This is a genomic window from Mucilaginibacter pallidiroseus (genome assembly GCF_007846085.1).
GTDB classification, from domain to species: domain Bacteria; phylum Bacteroidota; class Bacteroidia; order Sphingobacteriales; family Sphingobacteriaceae; genus Mucilaginibacter; species Mucilaginibacter pallidiroseus.
In genome coordinates this window covers 31,261-52,323 of sequence record NZ_VOEJ01000006.1, presented here as the reverse complement: position 1 = coordinate 52,323, position 21,063 = coordinate 31,261, and the positions used below count along the sequence as shown (strand labels likewise).

The window sequence follows — 21,063 nt, the reverse complement described above, 5'->3', positions numbered from 1 at the left end:
AATGTTTTAGGTAAATAGTAAACTGTTTAATACAACTATAATGCCAATAAAAAGCGTCTAAACAAATAACATCGTGCCTCAAACCATAACTCTATTTGCTGGTTGTAAGATGTTTAAACAACAATTACCTCTACATACATGGAAAATTATACGATGATGCAATTTTTTGGCTGGTATTACCCTACTGATGGCAGCCTGTGGAACCGTCTTAAAGACCAAACCGGCTACCTTAAAGATTTAGGGGTAGACGCTATTTGGCTCCCGCCGGCTCACAAGGGCGCGGCAGGCGGCTACTCGGTTGGTTACGACAGCTACGATATTTATGACTTGGGCGAATTTGATCAAAAAGGTTCGGTACGTACAAAATATGGCACAAAGCAAGAGTTAATTGATGCTGTAAAAACAGCACGTGATGCCGGGCTGAACGTTTATGCAGACATTGTACTAAATCATATGAGCGGTGCAGACGAAACCGAGAAAGTTATGGCACGCAAGGTTAATCCTGATAACCGCAACGAGTTTATAAGCGATGCTTATGAGATTGAAGCGTTTACAAAATTTACTTTTCCAGGCAGGGGTGGGCAACACTCAAACTTTATTTGGGATCACCAGTGCTTTACCGGGGTTGATTACGATCAGAAAACCCAGGAAACAGCTATATACAGCATACAAAACCAATACGGCGAAGGCTGGGAGGATGTGTTTGATGATGAGAACGGCAACTATGATTACCTGATGGCTGCCGATATTGACTTTAGAAACCCTGCAGTGCGCGAGGAACTTAAGCGCTGGGGCAAATGGTTTTTAGCGACAGTACCATACAACGGCTTGCGCCTTGATGCCGTGAAGCATATCGAGCCGGGCTTCTATCACGAATGGCTGGACTACATGCGTAACGAAACCGGTAAGGAACTTTTCACCGTAGCCGAATACTGGTCGTACGATGTTGGTACGCTGCAGGCATACATTGACCGTATGGATGGCAAGGTATCGTTATTTGATGCGCCATTGCACTTGAACCTGCACAATGCATCATCTGGCGGCAGCGGTTATGATATGCGAACCATATTTGACAATACTCTTGTTGTAGCCAATCCATTGCTCGCGGTTACATTGGTTGAAAATCATGATACCCAACCTTTGCAATCCCTAGCCATGCCGGTTGAGCAATGGTTTAAACCGATATCTTATGCGTTGATATTACTGCGCGAGGCTGGCTACCCCTGCATATTCTATCCGGACATGTATGGCACAAAGTACACCGGCAAAGGTGATGATGGTAACGACCACGAGGTGATAATTGAGCCTTGCGAAGGGCTCGAAGCACTATTGTACGCTCGCAAAAATGTGGCGTACGGTATGCAGCGCGATTATTTTGACCACCCTAACTGTATTGGCTGGACACGTGAAGGCGACGGCGACCACGAAAACTCGGGCTGTGCGGTAGTGATATCAAACGGCGACGAAGGATCAAAATCAATGGAGATTGGCAAGCTGCACGCAGGCAAAACCTTTGTTGATTACCTGGGCAAGCACGACGCCGAAATTGTAATAGACGAAAACGGCTGGGCCGAATTCTATTGCCGCGCGGGCTCTGTATCCGTGTGGGCAATTAAAAACTAATTTAGCTATTTTAGGGCAGCGCAATTGTGCTGCCCTTTTTATGAAAAAGTGTTTCATCCTATTTTGCCTTGGTTTTATAATCTGCAGTTATGGCTTTGGTCAAAAAGTCAAAAACAAGTTTAATGTATTGGCCTTGTATGAAAACGGCGGCCATCATGTAGCTTATTCGGCTGCTGCAAAGGTTTGGCTTAATAAGCTTGCTGCCACCAATCATTTCAAAATAGATTATATCCAAAATACCGACAAAATAGACACTGCCTTTTTATCGCACTACCAGTTATTCATCCAACTTGATTACCCACCCTACGGCTGGAAACCTGCTGCCGCGGCTGCCTTTCAGGATTATATTGAAAACGGCAAGGGCGGCTGGATTGGCTTTCATCATGCAACCTTACTGGGCGAATTTGATGCCTTCCCCATGTGGCAATGGTTTTCGACATTCATGGGGAATATCATCTACAAAGATTACATAGCCACGTTTGTTCAAGGCACCATAAGTGTTGAAAATGCAAAGCACCGGGTAATGCAAGGCATCCCATCATCCTTCATAATAAAACAAGAGGAGTTTTATATATACAACCAAAGCCCACGCCCCAATGTGCGGGTGCTTGCAACGGTTAACGAGGATACCTACAAGCCAAATTCAGCTATAAAAATGGGCGATCATCCGGTAATATGGGTAAATGAGCATGTAAAGGCACGCAACGTTTACATTTTCATGGGCCATTCACCAACGCTATTTAATAACCCGGCTTATACACGGCTTTTTAAAAATGCGATATTTTGGGCGGCTGCAAAATCAAAGTGAAACTTATAACGTATGTAGTGCTAGCCATAAAAACCCGGTCGCGGTCTGGTTTTTGCGAAGTATGGCCATTAACTAAACTCTTTTTATAATTTTGAGGTGGATGCCAAAGCATTCATCAACCTTTTATCACTTTATTATGATTACATCATTGGTTACCGGCGGTGCCGGATTCATCGGGTCGCACGTTGCGAAGCATTGTTTAGACCTTGGGCATAAAGTTATAGTGCTTGACGACCTGAGTGGCGGTTTCGAAGATCATGTACCCGCAGGCGTTGAGTTTGTTTTAGGATCCATAAACGATGTTGACCTGCTTGAAAAACTATTTGCCGAACATAAGTTTGATTATGTTTATCATTTGGCTGCCTACGCTGCCGAAGGCTTATCTCACTTCATCCGCAGGTTTAATTATAATAACAATTTAATTGGCTCTGTAAACCTCATTAACCTGGCAGTATTATATAAGGTAAAGTGCTTTGTTTTCACTTCGTCGATTGCCGTTTACGGCGCAGGCCAGTTACCAATGCTTGAAAGCATGGTTCCACAGCCCGAAGACCCGTACGGTGTGGCAAAATATGCTGTCGAGATGGATCTTAAAGCTGCGCAACACATGTTTGGTTTAAATTACGTGATCTTCCGTCCGCACAATGTGTATGGCGAAAACCAAAACATTGGCGACAAGTACCGTAATGTGATTGGCATTTTCATGAACCAGATAATGCAGCAAAAGCCAATGACTATTTTTGGCGATGGTGAGCAAACCCGTGCATTTAGCTACATTGATGACGTAGCACCGCACATAGCAAATTGCGTAAACGTACCGGGCGCCTACAACCAGGTATTTAACGTTGGTGCGGATAAGCCTTACACCGTTAACGAGTTGGTACAAGTGGTAGCGAAAGAATTGGGCGTTGACCCGCAGGTTACCCACCTGCAGGCCCGCAAAGAAGTAATGCACGCCCATAGCGATCACTCTAAAGCTGCGGGAGTTTTTGGCAACAGCAAAAACGTTAGCCTGGAAGAAGGTATTGCAAAAATGGCTGCCTGGGCCATGGTGGTCGGTTCAAGAGCAAGTGCCGAATTTGAAAACATTGAAATTGAAGAAAACCTGCCCGAAGGTTGGAACAAAAAATAAACAATAACAGTATAGATTTTCGTTAAACATTTATATTTTTGCCACAAATAAAAACGCAATGAATCCATCAACTCAAAACGCCAATTCAGAAAGCCACTATAAATTATTAGTTGTTGCTATTGCTATAGGTTTAGTAGGCGTGTTTCTACGCTTTGCTGATTTTGGCCTTGCTTCAACCTTATCAAACATCATATTGGTTATTGGTGTAATAGTTGCCTTAAAAGGAGTTTTCGCAATTTTAGACTAAATTTAATAGTCTTTCAAAATATAAGCGCCTATGATTGTTCCATAGGCGCTTTTTTTATTTACAAATCAACTGTTGTTTGCCAGTAAGAGGAAACGCAGGCCCTAGATCTTGTTTATAATGGAATGCTCGCAGACAGATTCTTCGCTACGCTCAGAATGACAGGTTTGTAATTATTAATCATTTATGCCTTTGCGAGGAGCATAGCGACGCGGCAATCTCCTTGTGTCTACTAACCGGCGACGAGATTGCCATACTACACTCGCAATGACACCGTAATTTACTATTCTTCCCTTTTAGGCCGGTATTTGGCTGCGTTGAGTATCTTTTGGGCGTCCTTTTCTGCCATCAATTGTGCAAGCGTTACGTCGGGGTGCTTTTCCATGTATTGCCTTACAATTTGCCAGCCCGTCCACACAGCCAGTTTAGGAGCGGCCTCGTTGTCCTGCCCAAGGCCTGGCGTAAATGGCGCTTCGTTAAGGTAACGTTGTATCTTTTGAAAATCGCTGTCGTACAAAAGATTTTCTTCCAGGAAAAAACTCCATATCTCGGCTTTATAATCCCTGCACCAGGCCTCCTGCTTTGTGGTGTATCCTATCTTGGTAGAGTCGGCTACATCTGGTAAGGTTTTGTCCATAAAATACATGATCTTCCCGTTGTAAATCATCTTTGCCAACAGCGTTTGGTCGCCCCCGTCGGTTTCAGGAAACATATCTTCGCGTGCTATGCCTTCCAACACACGCGGTGCAATATTTTCGGGCGTAAACCTGCGTGATATGTACATCGGGAAGTTTTCTATCAAAGCAGGATAAAAGCGCGAGTTCCTGCCTAAAAATAAATCCAGCCCTATACCGTAATAGCCGTTGCCTATAGAGGTTTGCGCCTGGAAGCCCGAAAAATAAGCGTATACTCTAGGCAGGCGCTTTTGAGGAAAGTAATATTTAATGCGCCTGAAGGCATCCGTTAATTCGGCATCTTGTGTATCCAGGTTTTTGTAAACCGAATCAACATCGTGCTTCAGATCCATATAGGCTTTGCCCGCAAAAACCTCTCGCAGGGTCTTAAAATATGAGGTATCGTTTACAGCACCGGCCTTTAGTATCTTTTCAATAAAATCAATATAAAAAACGCCGTATTTCTGTTGTAAAAAAGCCGCCTGCTGTGCCATTGGCTTGATACGTAGCGAATCAAAATCACGATCAAAACGCTCTATCTTTACATCAACCGGTATGTTACTAACATCAACCTTTTTAGGTGAGTTGTTACAGGCGGTAAAAATAAGGGCAACGGCAAAACTTAAATAAACAAGCCTTGTTTTTAGGTAATAACGCATCATTTTAGCTTTTAGCAAAAATAATTTTTTTATTTGCATTACACGGGTAAACGCCCACCCTCCATCTCATGAAAATTGCATTAGCACAGCTCAACTATCATATTGGTAATTTTGAATCGAACACGGCAAAAATAATAGCCGGCATACAAAAGGCTAAGGCTGAAGGGGCCGATCTTGTGGTGTTTGCCGAACTTTGTATCTGCGGTTATCCGGCCCGCGATTTCCTGGAATTTACCGAATTTATTAACCTGTGCGAGGAGGCTGCCCAAAAAATTGCCGCCGAATGTATTGGCATTGCATGCATATTAGGCATCCCTACACCAAACCATAATCCGCAGGGTAAGGACCTTAACAACTCGGCATACTTTATAGAAGATGGTAAGGTAAAAGCAATTGTAAACAAAGCCCTGCTACCCAATTATGACGTGTTTGACGAGTACCGATATTTTGAACCATCAACCCAGTTTAACTGTATCGATTTTAAGGGCAAACGTATTGCGCTAACCATATGCGAGGATTTATGGAACACTATTGAAAACCCGCTGTACATTACAAGACCCATGGATGTGCTGATAGAACAGCAACCTGATGTAATGATAAATATTGCAGCATCACCTTTTGCTTACAATCACGACGAAGAGCGAATTGCCATACTGAGCGACAATGCGCAACGCTATAAATTGCCGTTGTTTTATGTTAACCACGTGGGTGCCCAAACTGAATTGATATTCGATGGCGGATCTTTAGTATTTGACAGCAACGGGAAGATAGCCGATGAGATGCCGTATTTTGCGGAGGATTTAAAATACTACACTTTGGCAGATGATGGATCAATATCTTTTGAGCATGCGTCTACCGCCAAAGAAAGCCGCCAAACAGATATCGAACAAATACACCAGGGCTTGATACTCGGTATCCGCGATTACTTTCATAAATCAGGGTTTAAACAAGCTATCCTTGGCCTGTCAGGTGGTATTGATTCGGCTGTGGTATGTGCGTTAGCTGCCGAGGCCCTGGGCCCGGAAAATGTAATGGCAGTACTGCTGCCTTCAAAATTCTCAAGCGATCACTCTATCAAAGATGCCCAGGACCTGATTACCAATTTGGGCTGCTTGTCAGAAACGGTGAACATTGCGCATATTACCGACGCTTTTGAGCAGCAGCTGCATCCGCAATTTAAAAACCTGCCATTTAACATTGCCGAAGAAAATATACAATCGCGTAGCCGTGCCGTTATCTTGATGGCCATGTGTAATAAGTTTGGCTATATCCTACTCAACACATCCAACAAAAGCGAAGCAGCTGTAGGCTATGGTACCTTATATGGAGATATGTGCGGCGGTATATCTGTACTGGGCGATGTTTACAAAACGCAGGTTTTCCAATTGGCGCGTTACATTAACCGCAATAAGGAGATTATACCTATTAACTCGATAGTTAAACCACCATCTGCCGAATTAAGGCCCGGTCAAAAAGATACTGACTCGCTTCCCGAATACGACGTGCTTGACAAGATAATTGAAGAATACGTTGAAAAGCGCTGCTCATCGGCACAAATTATTAAGCTTGGCTATGAAAGCAGTACTGTACAAAGGGTAATTAAGATGATAAACAATGCCGAGCATAAGCGCTACCAAACACCACCAATATTACGCGTATCACCAAAAGCATTTGGCATGGGCCGCAGGATGCCAATAGTTGGTAAGTACCTGGCGTAAGCCAGGAATTTTGCAATTAAAATATTTATAAAAATAATTTAAGCCGTTAAACCTTTGCTGTCCAGTTTGTCTAACAAATACTAATTTATCAAGACGTCATGAAAAAATATATCCCTTTGATGCTGGCAGCCCTGTTTATATCGGTGCTAACATCATGCAGCAGCTACAACTATTACACCGCTGCAGCAAACAAAACTAACCTTAGCCAGTACAAAACTTTCGCAATGGCGCCTGCTCCGCAAAACCCAAACAAGCAGTGGCGCCCGCTTACCGAAATTGGCAACGGCAAAATACAACAGGCTACAGAAAACGCATTAACGGCCAAAGGCCTAACCATGTCCAATCAAAACCCTGATTTATTAGTGACCTACGCAACTGTTACCGGCCGTGGTACCAAAATAAGATATTCATCGCCGTGGGGCTACCCTTATGGTGGCTGGGGATGGGGCGGCTGGGGTTGGGGTGGCTTTTACCGCCCTTACTTTTACGGTGGCTGGGGTTGGCCATATTATGGCGGTTGGGGTGGCACTTATGCGCAGCGCGTTCCGTATAAAGAAGGTACTATCATCATCGACCTGATTGACAGCAAAACACAGGCAATTGTATGGCGCGGTTATGGCGTAGGCGAGCTTACCAACCCTAAACAAACACTTAAAGAAGTACCAAAGGTGGTTGAAGGTATTATTAAGCAATTGGAGCTTGTACCTGCTCCACTTAAATCTTAGGTATTACAATATCTACATTATTAAAAACGCCCCGGTGATACATCACCGGCGCGTTTTTTGTTATTGAGCCAAGCTTAATTATGTTTAAGCAGTCAGGCTTCTCTGTTTTTGATTTAAACGGTAAGCAGCGAATATTACAGCAACAATTACCAATACTATCACCCAGGTATCAAGCGGTATTTCGCAGGGGCCTGCATCTGGGTCGGCACCCGGTAAACCAGGCCCATCTTCGCAATCCTGTGCAAACGCACAAAGGTTTAAAAGTAAAGTACCTGTAAGAGTAAAAAGCGTTCGTTTAAAAATTATCCCCTTCATCAGCCAATTATCACTGTTTTATAAATTTACCGTTACCCACTATAGCCTTTGTTGTGTTATTTGTAACCTGTACGAAGTAGGTGCCGGGCAGCAAGCCACTTATGTTGCTTTGCCATGTTGTTTGCGTTGTTGTTACAGACCGTACCACCATCCCTAAACCATCAGTAATGCGTATTGCATAAACCGGTGAGTTTGCCTGTTCGGTTATACCAACATTAATGGTGGTTGTAGCAGGGTTAGGAAATACAGCAACATTATTAACAGAAACGCTGCTGCCTGCCGTTTTGCTATACATCAGGTTAACTATTTTTGAATAGCTGATGGCACCGTTAACATCGTCCTGTTTTAATCGGTACTGGTTAAGGCCGATGATAGGGTTTTTGTCAATAAGGAAATAATTTCCTTTATCTGCCGATGCAAAACCACCAATAACGTCAAACGTTTTGCCACCATCGGTACTACGCTCAACGGTAAAGTTGGTATAGTCCCTTTCGTTTTCTGTCGTCCAGTCAAGCTGGGCACCATTAGATACTTTCGACGCGCTAAAATCCAACAGACGCAAAGCCATCGATGCTTTCTGGCGAATAACAAGTTTAAAGCGTTTGTTACCAAACGTTGTGCTATCGCCTGCAACGGCGTTAAAGTTATAGGTTTTATTCCTCAATATGTCTAACGAATCTTTTTTAAACGCATCTATCAGATAAACCTCATATAGATCAGGAATATTTTTTGCCTCGGTGAGATTAATTTGATACAGACCAGATACTGAAATATTAGAGTTTACCGGGATAACCGTAGTATTGGTTTTTGGGTATGGAATAGAGTTGATAGCCACATCTTTTTTGTCGGACGATAAAGTAGACATGGTTAACGTGTTATTACCACGAAGATACTGAGCATCTTCATTATTAACGTATACATCTTTGGATGTACTTTTAAAGAATATCAATGCGTCCTCCCTATTCAAAGAGTCCTTAGAAAGTTCAAGGCGCAGGTATTGTAGCGGCTGCGTTGTGCTTGTTGTACCACCTGTCGACATTAATAACGTTGCCGAAGTTACCTGATTTGCAACCTTAGCAGCCTCGGTAAATTTAACACTTGGTACAGGCGAGTTTGAAGTAGCCCTTACCAAAAAGCCCTGCCCGCTCGGAAGAATATTAGCTGCACCGCCGTTAAAGTTTGTACCTACACCGCCACTCCCCTTAATATAAGTTGCATATATCTTACGTTGTGGGTTATAAACCCATATTGTTGATGATATGCTCGAACTGGTTGTTATACCTGTTCCATCCCAGTCTATTGAACTTGCGTAAGGGTTACCAACAAGGTTAAAGCCCCTTACGTTTTCGTTACCCGTAATAACATTGTATTGCAGGTTCCCACCGGTATACCAGTGGGTAACTGTAACATCGCCCTGGTTAAGATAACCTGACGATACGAAGGTAGCTGTATTTGCAATGGCCGCTGTGTTGGTTGTTGAGTTTGAAGCGCGGTTACCCCTGAAGAAAAACAAAAATCCATTACCGGCGGGCAGCGTGTAGTTACCGCTTTCGTTATCCATCGTAAAACTTGAAGCTGTGTTTATGGTTTTAACACCTCTGAAGTTGCTGGTTAAGAATGATAAATAACTTGGCACCAGGTTTTCTCTATAGAAATACAAGGTTGGGTTACCGGCAACATCAAACCCGTTTGTTGTGCCACCGGTGCCTGTCAAATACGCATTATCTTTTAGATAAAGCAAATTAGGCAAAATTTTGCTCGCTGCAGATACCGATACCGGCGATGAAAGCAACCTATAACCGCGACTGTTGGCACTGCCACCGGTAAAATAGCGCTCTACGCTTACGTTACCTGTAACACTGTAAGCGGCAGGTATAGCTGCAACATTGGCAGTTTGTGTTGCAGTACTTTTTAAGGTTAATGTACCATTACTCGCGTTATCAACTATCAGATTGCCGCTGGTTATTGTAAGTAAGCTGGTGATATTAAAAGGACCACCTTTAATAGTTACACTTGGGCTTGCTGTGTAGGTGTTGTTGATAGTAAGTTTGCCTGTTGTCGCAATATTTGAAGTTGCGCCAGCGGTAAATGTCTGTCCGGCTGTTGTGCCGTTAAAATTTAAGGTTGAGTTATCGTTGGTCGAGCTTATAGTTCCATTGTTTATAACATTACAAGCCACATTTAGCGTTTGCCCGTTTAAGTTGAACGTTACACCGTTGTTTACCGTTACTGCATATGCGCTGTAGTTACCGCCAAGGGTTGTATTGCCTGACAGAATGAAACTTTCCTTACCATTAAAGCTTGGCGTTGCAGATACACCTGTTACGTTCGGCGTGTATGTAGAACCATTGTAAGTATAAATTACACCACCTGGGATAGTTAAAACATTGGTCGCATCTGCATTGGTAGCACCGGTAACACAAAAGGTTAGCGGCGCACGCTGGTTAGCATATTCTGCTTTTACCCAGTCTGCAGATAAGGTCGTATTTATTAATCTTGCTTCGTCAACGGTGCCATAAAAGTTTTCGCCGTTGCCAACTGCGTAACTACCAAACACAATGGTGTTAGGCGTGCCCGTGTTCGGCGCTGTTGTACTCGTGTTGGCAAGTGCACCATCTACATATATACTGTTAGTTGTGCCGTTGTAAGAATAGACAATATGGTGCCATGCATTAGCTGCCGGTGTAAGGTTGCTGCTAACTAATATACCACCGCCACCTACGTTTGCGCTTACCGAGTTATTTGATGTGCCGCGGAAAGCCATTTGTACGTAAGAGCCACCATCCTGCAGAACCATAACATTGTCAGCAAAATTTGGATAAGCTGTGTAATAAACCCATGATGACATGGTAAAGGATGTGTTTAACGCTGTAAGGCCTGTTGCAGCACTTTTCGACAGCGTGCCACCACTTAGCGTGACGCCGTTTTGAATTATTGAATTTGCATTTTGTACAACTGTTGTCTTACTGGCTATCAAATTATCGCCAGATCCTGTTGCATCAACTACCGAAGAAGTAGTAGTAGATGGCACCTCATTAAAGTGCCATACTGCCTGGTAAGTAGTTGGTGAAGAGGTAACATTGCTCCAAGTAGCATTTGCAAAGGCAGTTGTATGGTTTGTTGGCGCGACCGCCCTGCCAAAATAAAGGTACAACGATGTGTTAGCTGCCGAATAAAGTACAGGTACCCTCACCCAAGCCAGTAGCGTTCCTGTGGAGGCATCGTATTTCTCTATTTGATAATTTAGCTCATTACCGGCGGCATCAACAAATGCAATATCATAATTAGGCCCTGCCGGGTATTGTATTTTATTTGTACAAACACCAGCCGTAACCGCTAAATCTGCATTGTTTTGCACGCTTACCAACACCGGAAAATTTGTTAGGTTACCTGACATACCAATGCCCTGCGACTGTAAAGTGATAGGCATGCGGTATGCATAAGAATCAAAAGTAGAACGTGTAACGGTAACTGTCAAAGCCTGAGCCGTCGAAGTTAGTGCAGGTGTTCCACCATCTTTAGCTGTAACGTTAACAACATAGCTGTTGCTGCCTGATGTGGAGTACACGGGCGCAGTTACAAATGCAAGGGCACCTGTAGTGGCATTTATGGTAAACAAAGAAGCATTGGTGCCACCAGCAATAGCATACGTAGTTATGGTACTATTAGGCGATGTACCGTCGGCATCTGTAGCGGTAATTGTTTTTACAGCGGTAGTACCCTCTGTAACAGATGCTGTATTGGTTGACGTAATAACCGGAGTATTATCGTTCACATCACTTACCGTGATATTAAAGGTTTGAGACGAAGTGCCGCTTGGCGTTGTAGCAACTACAGTTACGCTATGGGATGTAGCCGTTTCATAATCCGTAGCAACGCTACCTGCGGTAATCACACCTGTACCCTGATCAATAGTAAATCTATTGCCCGCATTATTTGAAAGTGAATAGTCAACACCCGAGCGGTAAACTTCAAACTCAATAATTGAATAGCCGTAACCGGTCCCCCTCGCTGTTCCGTAAATTCTTACATATCTGGCTAAACTGCTTCTATCAGCTTTTGAAAGCATTGTGTGATCATTTTCAAGTGTGGTATTTCCAACAATGCCTTTTAATGTATTAAAAACTGTTCCGTCTGTAGAAACCTGTATCTGATAGTCTTTACCTAAGGCTGTCTGCCAAGTAATTTTTACTCTCCCTATATCATATACAGCACCAAGATCAACAGTTAACGATTGCGGGTCTGAAAATGCACTTGACCACCTTGAGCCGGTAGTGTAATTTCCATCAACTGCTGCAGATCCTGGAAATTGATTCCCATTTTCCAAAGAAGTGACTGTAACCGGCTTATTTAATGCAAGATTAGTACCATTTGATGTTAAGTTAGGATCATAAGCATAAGCAGTAACGTTAGTGAGTGTACCAGCTACCGAGTTTTCAGGAATAGTGTTTGCGGTCGTGTTGATATCTATTGGCGTTGTTGGTACGGCATTAGTTACCGTTACAGTTTGAGTTGCAACTGTACTACACCCTGTTGCTGTGGTTGTAACAGTTAATGTTATAGTTTTTGTACCGGCAGTAGACCATCTTACTGTAAACGGACCTTGACCGTTACCGGTAGACGGAGTACCACCGTTAAAATCCCATGCATAAGTATTGGAGCTTGAATAAGTGCTGGTTAGTGTAACCGTGGCATCTGTATTTACAACTACTGATGATGTGGCGGTAAATGTAGCGGCAGGTAGAGGATTTACAGTAGCCGTTACTGCAGTTCGCGATGTGCTTTCCACACCACTTACCACATAAGACACATAGTAGGTAGTAGTAGCAGTAACGTTAGGTGTATAAGTATTCGACGCGCCGGTTTGCAATGCAGTGCCTCCGGTTGATGCAGCGTACCAGTTATAGTTTCCGCCCGATGGTGTTGTTCCATTTGCAGTAAGCGTTACAGTCCCAGATCCGCACCTTGAAGCACCCGTAGTGGATGGTGCCGGCGGATATACATTAACAGTTATAGCCGGTGTTGTATTTAGCAATGTGCCACCCGATGTAGCATTATATGCCCTTGCAATCACAGAATAGCTGCCACCTGTTGTCGTACTCGCTGCTAAAGAAAATGGAGATGTAGTTGAAGAGCCAAAAAATGCACCATTAACAATATATTCAACCCTTTGCGTTCCGGCTGGCACACTACCAACGGTAAAAGTGAAGTTAGTTCCGATATTGTAGGATGTGCCGGATGCCGGTGCGGTTATGGTAAAACCAGTTACTGCGATGTTAATTACTGTTGTAGCGCTCCCTCCTGCATTTGTGGCAGTAACGGTATAATTTGTTGCAGCCGACGTAACAGTTGGTGTGCCGGTAATTGAGCCGTTGGTTGTACTGAAAGACAAACCAGCAGGTAAAGTGGCCGATATGGAATAACTTGTAGTACTATTTGTAACACTAGGTGTTATATTAACTGCATTACCCACCGTTAAGTTTTGAGGCGTAGTATATGATATTGTTGGCGGGGCTGAAGCAGCTGTAGGTGTTGAAGTGCTTGACGATGTTGACTGCGCACCATAGTAAGGACCGGTTGTTCCGTAAAAAGATTGATACGTATCGTCGCCGGTATTGCTTACCGAAAAAGAAATGGATGATGGGTATCCGTTATAAAATGGATTACGGCCTTGAGCAACCAAAAAATAATTTATGACATTTACCGTATTTCCATTTGCGGTGTTACCGGGCGAATAGTAGTACTCTGACGTAGGAACAGTAAACTGCGACGTACCTGTATTAAATAAACCAATATTGCTTACTAAAGAAGTTGCATTGTTGATTGCCAAAGGCAAAGTAGTTGTTTTGTATAAGACCCCGCTGTTATCAGCAAACAATGATTGTGCATCGGTGGTGGTTGGGAAACGCAATCTGCCAATATAAATATCGCCACGGACGCTTACGTTTACACCGTATGGTATTGCGTTAACAATGCCGGGATAAATTGAAGTTGACACTCCGTTGCCAGATATAGGTGTAAAGTCGAGCTTAGGCCTGTAAAAGTTGAAATTATCCCACTGAAATCTATCAGCTGCGCCAGACGACGCTTCAAGGTAACTATATGAGTAAACACTATAAGTAGTCCCCACGTTGTAAGGCCCATTGGTGCTTGTAACGCCAGTAGAACGATCGAGCAGATAAACATAAAAGTAGCCAACGGTATTTCTTAATATGCGAACCTGATAGGTATGACCATTTAAAGGCATTGAAATAGTAGCATTATCAAAATATTCGTTGGAGTTTGTACCGGTCTTAGTCCTTAAATAAAAATTGCTACCAACCTGCGTAACGTAGGTACCCAGTGTGCTGTTACCGTTATAAGCCGAAGTAATGAGCCAATATTTCCATGAGTTTGTAACTGTCGACGGATTAGGATCGGCCGCTGAGAAGCTGCCGGTATTTTTATAATCAAACTCCCATTCCCAGTTCGTACTATTTAAGTTGACAGAACTTGCTCCGGTTCCAAAAAAGTTCCATCTCAGGTAACCTACCGAAGAAAGAGCCGACGTCGAATAGCTTTTGCTGTTATTTAAAGAAGAAGAGGCAGCCAGATTGATAGTTGCCGGAGAAGCGTTCCTAGTTGAACCCGCACCGGGCATGTAGGTAGCAGGGTCAGCTGCCGTTGCAGATTCTAGATTATTGTAATACCACTCTCGAGGATTATTAGTACCGTCGAAAGTTTCCTGCCCAAACAGAATTGCCGGGAAGCTTAATGATACAATAAAAAGCAACAGCTTTAGTAAATGTGTTTTCAATTGTTTAGGGTATGAATAGCTATTGTAAAATTAATCAAAAACGGTGCAAATCAATGCATTATATTTAATAACTGGTATATTATATTACGAATTTTCGTTATATGAAACGTGTTAATTTTTAAACAAGCGATTCACAAAAAAACATTCCTATATGTTCTTAAAAAGTTCAAGGCTGCTAATAGTGGGTAAAAAATTCCACACCAATGTGCAACACCTTGCTCATTACTCGGCTCAACTCTCGACTGCTTTTTCTTGATTTTTATAAGAAACATTAAGCCATGACCAGCAAACAGCGTTTAAAGGCACTCATAGCAATAAACACTTGGTTTTCTATCTTTTATAAGGCAAATAAAAAGCCAAGCAACGCCATGATTAATTTCACCTTTAGGCACAGTTACGGATTTCCGTGTAAACTGGATTGTGAAAAGTCAATTTGTTTTACTACTCAGAATTATAATGAAGTATTTAAAAAATTAAATCTACAAGAGCGTTCCAATAAATTTTCTTGATCGGGTGGTATTGATGATTGAGTTAAAGAGAAAAAGAAAGCAGATTTCTTTTTTATTTGTTTTTAACTTACAAACGAACTACTATATTTGCACCCTACAGACGGGGGATTAGCTCAGCTGGCTAGAGCGCTTGCATGGCATGCAAGAGGTCATCGGTTCGACTCCGATATTCTCCACATTAAAGGCTACCAACAGGTAGCTTTTTTTATTTACACCTGTTTCTGCTTCCTCAACAATAAAACGAGTCCGCAAATACTGCAGGCCTGCCAACAAAAAAATTTTAATATTCATGCACGCTTAGCCATGAGCGGCAGCGCTACGAAGCGGACCAATAAATGTGCTGCAAGCGAAAGTGCCAGGGTAAAAACAATAATAAGTGCACGTTTATAAGCAGTATTAAAGTAATCTAAAAAACCTGATTCACCATCACCGCTATAAAGTAAGGCCATTAAGAAAACCGCACCGCCAGTTATCCACAAGGTAAGGTGCGAATAAAAATAACGGCGTTTAGCAAGCTGGGCATTGCGAAACGATGTAAATAACAATACCACATGCATAATGAAAAATATGGCTGCGGCTGCGATGAGTAGGTACAACATAACTTATATAAACAAAAATAGACTATTCTGTTTAGTTGTAAAAATAATTGGAGCTTATTCCCTTATCAAAATGTTATGTGCTTACCCCTAAATGCCATTTATTTGCTGCTTCCAGATAGTGGAATTAAACGAGCAGACAGATCGGGATCTTCCATTGATTGATCAAACGGAAACATCGGTCTTATAATGCGCTTGTAAGGCAGGTGCTCAATATCCTGATCGACCCCTCCCGGCGTAAGAGCCAATAACCAATCGGCACGCATGGCATACAGCTCTGGCTCCAGGTAGCCAATTTTAACAACCACAATATCTGCTTTTCGTGGGGTAAGACCCAGGCGGGTAAAATCTGCCTCCTTGTGGTAAGGCTTTCTCTTTTTCGTAACTATAATATGTGTGCTCCCAACTTTAATAACCACTTCTACTTCGGCATCTTTATCACCATAAACAATCGCTTCAACCACGCCACTAAGCTCAACGGGTGGGGCAAAACGCGCATTAACAGCAGCGCCCGCTCTACCAGTTATTTGGTTGCCAACACCTGCAGCTATTGCTTTTGCCACAAGCTCCGGGCCGGGTATGGATGCATATATTAATGATGGCCCGCCGGCTTGTTTAAATTCCGGCCGTTTGAGTATTTCGGTAAGTGTCCAGGTAGCATCTCCTGCCCCGCCCGCTGTAGGGTTATCACCCGAGTCACTTATAAAGAACGGATGCTTATCACTTGCCAAAGCCTTGTCGAGGCAATACTGCAAGTTACTTGTCGGCGCAACAAAGGCAAATTCATTTCGCTTTGCCCAAAAATCCCGCGCCAGCTTTTCTGCAGTATTCTTTACTTTTTGCTTATCATCGCCTGTAACCATTACTACAGCATGGTTACGGGGCTCGTCTGCCCAGGCGTAACCTATCCAAATAGCTGCGTCAACTACTCCCGCTTGTTTTGATGCGGGTTCAACTTGCGCATAGATGCTTTTGCCTGGTTCAATACGTGTACTTGTTTTTTCGCCGGGCAACAATATTGGGATGGGTATCCAGGCCTTATAAGCAGGCTTTCCTTTACCACTGTTAATACGATCAATTAAATTTTTAACCGCACGGGCTTTGGTCTGCATGGCGTCTTCATGCGGCGCCATCCTGTAACAGGTTATCAGGTCCGAATTTTTAGCCAGGCGCTGTGATACATTGCCATGCAAATCCATTGATGTTGATATGATAGTTTTATAACCAACTACCTTTCTAATCCGCTCAATAAAATCGCCCTCTGGGTCATCAAGACCAACTACACTCATGGCTCCATGTATATCATAGTATAAGCCATCATATGGCAGGTGCTTTTTAAGTGAATCGAGTGTTTTGTTAACCAGCGACTCATAAGCAACCCTGGTTACGGCCCCGCCGGGTAACGATTTACCAACTAGGGTGGGCACCCAAAAAGCCTGTTTGCGTAAGGCCGAATCTTTAGCGATAAAAGGATAGCGCGAAAATACATCCGCGCCATAAGTTGCGTGAAAAGCCTCCTCATCTGTCAACGCCGGAGAGAAGGTGCTCGACTCGATACCCAATCCAGCAATGGCAATCTTAGGAAGCTTTGCTTTAAATGCCCTGTTGTTGGCTTCCGTTGACTTTACAATAGGTTGCGCAACAGCACCGCTCAACAACATTAAGGCCATTAACAAAACGAAGTAGTTTTTATTCATACAGATATTAGATGAAGAAGCTATTTGAAAAGTGTCTCTTAAAGAACCAATGAGGATCCTCTCAAATATATAAAAACAGTGTTTAAATAGCCACAAAGCGCATTTAATCATTCTGCACAACTAAAAGGCCGCGCCTTTAACAGCGCAGCCTTTATAATTTCTGTTGAATAGGTAAGTTATTCTTCCATTTCGCTGGCCAGTGCAATATCCTTTTGCCCGTCGAGCTCGGCAAGTCGGCCCGCAAGTGCCGCACGCATATCGCGGTAAGCATCGCCGCCAAGCGCCAACCTTTTAGGCATCGGGTTTTGATCAACCACATCTATCATTGCTTGTACGGTTTTATTTACATCGCCGCGTATAGGGAATGCGCCCGAGGCTACGGCTCTCCTTACATCTCCGGCAGGTGTTTGATCGTACGCATCCATTACCGGGGCGGTTTCCATGCCGGTACCGAATGATGTTTTATGCGCACCTGGTTCAACTATGGTTACACCTATATTAAACGGCTCAACTTCTTTCGTTAATGTATCGCAAAAGCCTTCAATAGCCCATTTGGTGGTATGGTAGTAGCTAAAATTTGGATAAGTGGTTTGCCCGCCTGCAGATGAAAGTTGCAATATGCTGCCTCCACCCTGCGCACGCAAATGCGGAAGCGCCGCCCTAATAACCTGAATAGAACCAATAACGTTGGTATCAATTTGCTTGCGTATCTGCTCGTCAGCCGCCTCTTCTACTGAGCAAAAAAGCGCGTAACCTGCGTTATTCACAACAACATCAATGCGTCCAAAATGTGCAAATGCATTATTAACTATGTCATTTACGGCAACAGTATTGGTAACATCAAGCGCGGCTACCCATAACTGATGCGGATATTGCGCTATCAAACTTTGTAAAGTTTCCGGCTTGCGGGCAGTGGCCGCCACGTTGTGGCCCTGTTCTAATAGTTTTTCGGTAAGTATGCGCCCCAACCCGGTAGAAGTACCAGTGATGAACCACGTTTTATTTTGTTCGTTTTTCATAACGACAAAATTACAGTCACTTATTGCGCCTTAGCTAACCATAAGCAAACCGAAAGTGTCCACCATCAAACCAATTGACGTACCGACGATGGTGTTTGGCCAGTTGACGCTTTAAATGCGCGTGTGAAATGCGTTGGTTCTTCAAAACCCAGGCAGTTGCTGATCTGACCTATGCTCCAGTTCGAATACTTCAAAAGCGCACGGGCCTCCTGCATTATACGTTCATTAATAAGCTGACTGGTAGTTTTTCCGGTTACATCCTTAAGCGCGCGGTTTAGCGAATTGGTGTGAACAGCCAGTTTATCGGCAAAATGCTGCGGAGTGCGTAATTTTATTTTTTGCACGGGCTCAACCAGCGGAAACTGCCCAGCCAACAGTGTCTTAAAACTTTGCGCAAGGCGGAAGGCAGCGGTTTGCTTGTTATCAGCATCAGGTTCGGGTTGAAGTTTTAAAGCTAAGTGAATACACTCCAGTACATATAAAAATAACAACTGATATTTATGCTCATAAACCGAATCCTGCTCGGCAAGCATCCTCTTAAAAAGATTTTCGAACAATTCTTGCTCATGCAGACTTAGCCTGTAAACCGGGGTTGCCGCTCCGTTAAAGACGGCCCAATCTGCCGGTCGAATATGCGTATGGAGGGGTAAAAAATCTTCGGTAAACATACATGCGTAGCCACTGCAACTGCCACTGTGCACTTCCCATCGGTATGGTACATCGCGGTTGGTAAATGCAAGCGCCCATTCGCCACTTTTAAAATTATGTTCAACATCACGATAATGGTATGTGGAGTGCCCGGTCAACAGAGAAATTTTATAAAAATCTTTACGACTGTATCGCCTCGTAGCAGCCACACTTTCGGCCGAAAAATCATCAAGCTTTACAGCCGCGAAATTACCACCGCTGATAGTATCTGTAAGGCCGGGCGCATAATCATTTATGTAATGCTGCTCAATCATTAATCAAAGGTAGTTATCAGATATGCAATTTATTGTAATTAACGCTACTTGACAGGAAATAACAACGGAACATAAAATCGTTATGGGAAAGAAACAGAAAAGCTAATAAAAAAGTAAAGCCCCTGATGGGCAGGGGCCTTTACTAACCAATTATAAACCTAAATTATGAGAAGACTTGTTTGTTATCTTTCGATAGTGTAAAAGTAACACTAAGTTTTCAATTGCAAAGAATTTTTTTAATTTTTTTTACAATATCCAATGTGTAATAACTATCGCAGCATTTGTTTAGCAATTATACGACGTTTTTCAGAATTTATTTTACAGCAATGATGATATTAGTATTACCATTTGTTAAAATTACTTTAACACTTTTGCGCATTATATTAAAAATATGCACAATAAATTAACTCACCCTGGGCTTACAACGCTCACATTATGGGTTATGACACTCACTACAGGCCTTGTAGTGGCCAATTTATATTATAATCAACCATTATTAGAGGATATGGCCGCTACTTGTAAAGTAAGCAGCGGAAAAGCAGGCCAGGTTTCGATGTTAACACAGGTAGGCTATGCTGCTGGTATGTTTTTTTTAGTACCACTGGCAGATATGGTGAAAAGAAAGCGGCTAATGCTGATTGATTTTGCCTTTATTATAATAGCACTACTTATTACAGCACTTGCGCCCAACATTCACATACTTATCCTATCAGGTTTTTTAATTGGCTGCACCTCTATCATCCCACAATTACTTATCCCTATGGCCGCCCACCTGGCCAAACCCGAAGAACGCGGGAAAAAAATAGGCTTTGTAATGAGTGGCTTACTAATAGGTATATTATTATCACGAACACTAAGCGGTTTTATTGGTGCGCACATGGGCTGGCGCGCTATGTTTTACATTGCAGCCGGCATTATGCTTATTATGTGGGCACTGGTATATTTTCTGTTGCCCGAAGTTGAGCCTGATTACAAAGGTAATTACAAGCAACTCATGAAATCGTTGATTCACCTGGTGAGGGACGAACCTAAATTAAGGCTTGCATCACTAAGGGGCGCGTTGTGCTTCGCATGTTTCAGCGCGTTTTGGACCACACTTGTATTTTTGTTAAAGCAACAATTTAACGAAGGGAGCGATGTTGCCGGAGCTTTTGGATTGGCGGGCGCTGCCGGGGCCATTTCAGTGGGTGCCATGGGTAAACTTACAGATAAGATGGATGGATATAAGCTTGCTACATTTACGCTGGCGCTGATAGTAATCTCATTTGTGATATTCATGTTTTCGGCAAGCAGCATTGCAGGACTTGTTATAGGTGTGATTGTAATGGACATGGGCGTACAGGCCACGCACATATCAAATCAGGCGCTAATATTTTCACTAAACCCTGCGGCACGAAACCGCATCAATACCGTATATATGGTTACCTATTTTGTTGGTGGAGCTACAGGTACCTTCATTGCATCGCACGTTTGGGACATTTACGGGTGGACTGGCGTGTGCCTTGTATGTATAGCATTATCATCTGTAGCAATTATTATACACTTATTAACGCGCAAAACCATGCAGCAAACTGTTCGATAACGGT

At 43.1% G+C, this 21,063-nt stretch carries 14 protein-coding genes and 1 tRNA gene; 8 read left to right on the top strand and 7 right to left on the bottom strand.

From position 1 onward, the window contains the following. The first annotated feature begins 138 nt into the window (after positions 1–138). The 4 genes from FPZ43_RS12935 to FPZ43_RS12920 all read left to right on the top strand — a co-directional run bounded on the left by FPZ43_RS12935 (position 139) and on the right by FPZ43_RS12920 (position 3,810). Positions 139–1,623: an alpha-amylase gene (locus FPZ43_RS12935; RefSeq protein ID WP_146382349.1), complete on the top strand. Its 1,485-nt coding sequence runs from the start codon at positions 139–141 to the stop codon at positions 1,621–1,623. A gap of 40 nt (positions 1,624–1,663) precedes the next feature. Beyond that, complete coding sequence (locus FPZ43_RS12930; protein WP_146382348.1) at positions 1,664–2,431, top strand: ThuA domain-containing protein; 768 nt, start codon at positions 1,664–1,666, stop codon at positions 2,429–2,431. Between the two features lie 136 nt (positions 2,432–2,567). Continuing rightward, a complete protein-coding gene (locus FPZ43_RS12925; RefSeq protein WP_146382347.1) occupies positions 2,568–3,563 on the top strand; it encodes an NAD-dependent epimerase/dehydratase family protein in 996 nt (331 codons plus the stop codon). A 58-nt stretch (positions 3,564–3,621) separates the two neighbouring features. Next, positions 3,622–3,810, top strand: a complete 189-nt coding sequence (locus FPZ43_RS12920) for a hypothetical protein (protein ID WP_146382346.1) — start codon at positions 3,622–3,624, stop codon at positions 3,808–3,810. Between the two features lie 280 nt (positions 3,811–4,090). On the opposite strand, the gene gldB is transcribed toward FPZ43_RS12920, so the two are convergent. Then, positions 4,091–5,143 carry a gliding motility lipoprotein GldB gene (gene gldB / locus FPZ43_RS12915; protein WP_456238246.1) on the bottom strand — a complete coding sequence of 351 codons (1,053 nt, stop codon included), beginning with the start codon at positions 5,141–5,143 and terminating at the stop codon, positions 4,091–4,093. 65 nt (positions 5,144–5,208) lie between these two features. On the opposite strand from gldB, the gene FPZ43_RS12910 reads away from it, so the two are divergent. Both FPZ43_RS12910 and FPZ43_RS12905 read left to right on the top strand, forming a co-directional pair. Then, positions 5,209–6,858, top strand: coding sequence for an NAD+ synthase (locus FPZ43_RS12910; RefSeq protein ID WP_146382345.1), 1,650 nt, complete (start codon positions 5,209–5,211; stop codon positions 6,856–6,858). 98 nt (positions 6,859–6,956) lie between these two features. Then, positions 6,957–7,583: a DUF4136 domain-containing protein gene (locus FPZ43_RS12905; protein ID WP_146382344.1), complete on the top strand. Its 627-nt coding sequence runs from the start codon at positions 6,957–6,959 to the stop codon at positions 7,581–7,583. A gap of 84 nt (positions 7,584–7,667) precedes the next feature. Here FPZ43_RS12905 and FPZ43_RS12900 read toward each other — a convergent pair whose 3' ends face one another. Next, positions 7,668–7,898, bottom strand: coding sequence for a hypothetical protein (locus FPZ43_RS12900; RefSeq protein WP_146382343.1), 231 nt, complete (start codon positions 7,896–7,898; stop codon positions 7,668–7,670). Positions 7,899–7,908: 10 nt separating this feature from the next. Further along, complete coding sequence (locus FPZ43_RS12895) at positions 7,909–14,694, bottom strand: DUF2341 domain-containing protein (protein ID WP_146382342.1); 6,786 nt, start codon at positions 14,692–14,694, stop codon at positions 7,909–7,911. Between the two features lie 611 nt (positions 14,695–15,305). Here FPZ43_RS12895 and FPZ43_RS12890 point away from each other — a divergent pair. Further along, positions 15,306–15,379: transfer RNA gene (locus tag FPZ43_RS12890), tRNA-Ala, on the top strand. Between the two features lie 111 nt (positions 15,380–15,490). Here the strand turns inward: FPZ43_RS12890 and FPZ43_RS12885 are convergent. From FPZ43_RS12885 to FPZ43_RS12870, 4 genes are all read right to left on the bottom strand, one after another. Then, positions 15,491–15,802 carry a hypothetical protein gene (locus FPZ43_RS12885; RefSeq protein ID WP_146382341.1) on the bottom strand — a complete coding sequence of 104 codons (312 nt, stop codon included), beginning with the start codon at positions 15,800–15,802 and terminating at the stop codon, positions 15,491–15,493. A gap of 98 nt (positions 15,803–15,900) precedes the next feature. Further along, a complete protein-coding gene (locus FPZ43_RS12880) occupies positions 15,901–17,496 on the bottom strand; it encodes a M81 family metallopeptidase (protein ID WP_146382340.1) in 1,596 nt (531 codons plus the stop codon). A 176-nt stretch (positions 17,497–17,672) separates the two neighbouring features. Further along, complete coding sequence (locus FPZ43_RS12875) at positions 17,673–18,515, bottom strand: SDR family oxidoreductase (protein WP_146382339.1); 843 nt, start codon at positions 18,513–18,515, stop codon at positions 17,673–17,675. Positions 18,516–18,580: 65 nt separating this feature from the next. Beyond that, positions 18,581–19,477: a helix-turn-helix domain-containing protein gene (locus tag FPZ43_RS12870; protein WP_146382338.1), complete on the bottom strand. Its 897-nt coding sequence runs from the start codon at positions 19,475–19,477 to the stop codon at positions 18,581–18,583. 391 nt (positions 19,478–19,868) lie between these two features. Here FPZ43_RS12870 and FPZ43_RS12865 point away from each other — a divergent pair, with 391 nt between their 5' ends. Beyond that, positions 19,869–21,059: an MFS transporter gene (locus tag FPZ43_RS12865; protein ID WP_222430973.1), complete on the top strand. Its 1,191-nt coding sequence runs from the start codon at positions 19,869–19,871 to the stop codon at positions 21,057–21,059. The last annotated feature ends 4 nt before the right edge of the window (positions 21,060–21,063 follow it).

Excerpts from the sequence above, each read along its gene's own strand:
- FPZ43_RS12935 (WP_146382349.1), top strand. The coding sequence starts at position 139 with ATGGAAAATTATACGATGATGCAATTTTTTGGCTGGTATTACCCTACT.
- FPZ43_RS12930 (WP_146382348.1), top strand. The coding sequence starts at position 1,664 with ATGAAAAAGTGTTTCATCCTATTTTGCCTTGGTTTTATAATCTGCAGT.
- FPZ43_RS12925 (WP_146382347.1), top strand. The coding sequence starts at position 2,568 with ATGATTACATCATTGGTTACCGGCGGTGCCGGATTCATCGGGTCGCAC.
- FPZ43_RS12920 (WP_146382346.1), top strand. The coding sequence starts at position 3,622 with ATGAATCCATCAACTCAAAACGCCAATTCAGAAAGCCACTATAAATTA.
- gldB (WP_456238246.1), bottom strand. The coding sequence starts at position 5,143 with ATGATGCGTTATTACCTAAAAACAAGGCTTGTTTATTTAAGTTTTGCC.
- FPZ43_RS12910 (WP_146382345.1), top strand. The coding sequence starts at position 5,209 with ATGAAAATTGCATTAGCACAGCTCAACTATCATATTGGTAATTTTGAA.
- FPZ43_RS12905 (WP_146382344.1), top strand. The coding sequence starts at position 6,957 with ATGAAAAAATATATCCCTTTGATGCTGGCAGCCCTGTTTATATCGGTG.
- FPZ43_RS12900 (WP_146382343.1), bottom strand. The coding sequence starts at position 7,898 with ATGAAGGGGATAATTTTTAAACGAACGCTTTTTACTCTTACAGGTACT.
- FPZ43_RS12885 (WP_146382341.1), bottom strand. The coding sequence starts at position 15,802 with ATGTTGTACCTACTCATCGCAGCCGCAGCCATATTTTTCATTATGCAT.
- FPZ43_RS12880 (WP_146382340.1), bottom strand. The coding sequence starts at position 17,496 with ATGAATAAAAACTACTTCGTTTTGTTAATGGCCTTAATGTTGTTGAGC.
- FPZ43_RS12875 (WP_146382339.1), bottom strand. The coding sequence starts at position 18,515 with ATGAAAAACGAACAAAATAAAACGTGGTTCATCACTGGTACTTCTACC.
- FPZ43_RS12870 (WP_146382338.1), bottom strand. The coding sequence starts at position 19,477 with ATGATTGAGCAGCATTACATAAATGATTATGCGCCCGGCCTTACAGAT.
- FPZ43_RS12865 (WP_222430973.1), top strand. The coding sequence starts at position 19,869 with ATGCACAATAAATTAACTCACCCTGGGCTTACAACGCTCACATTATGG.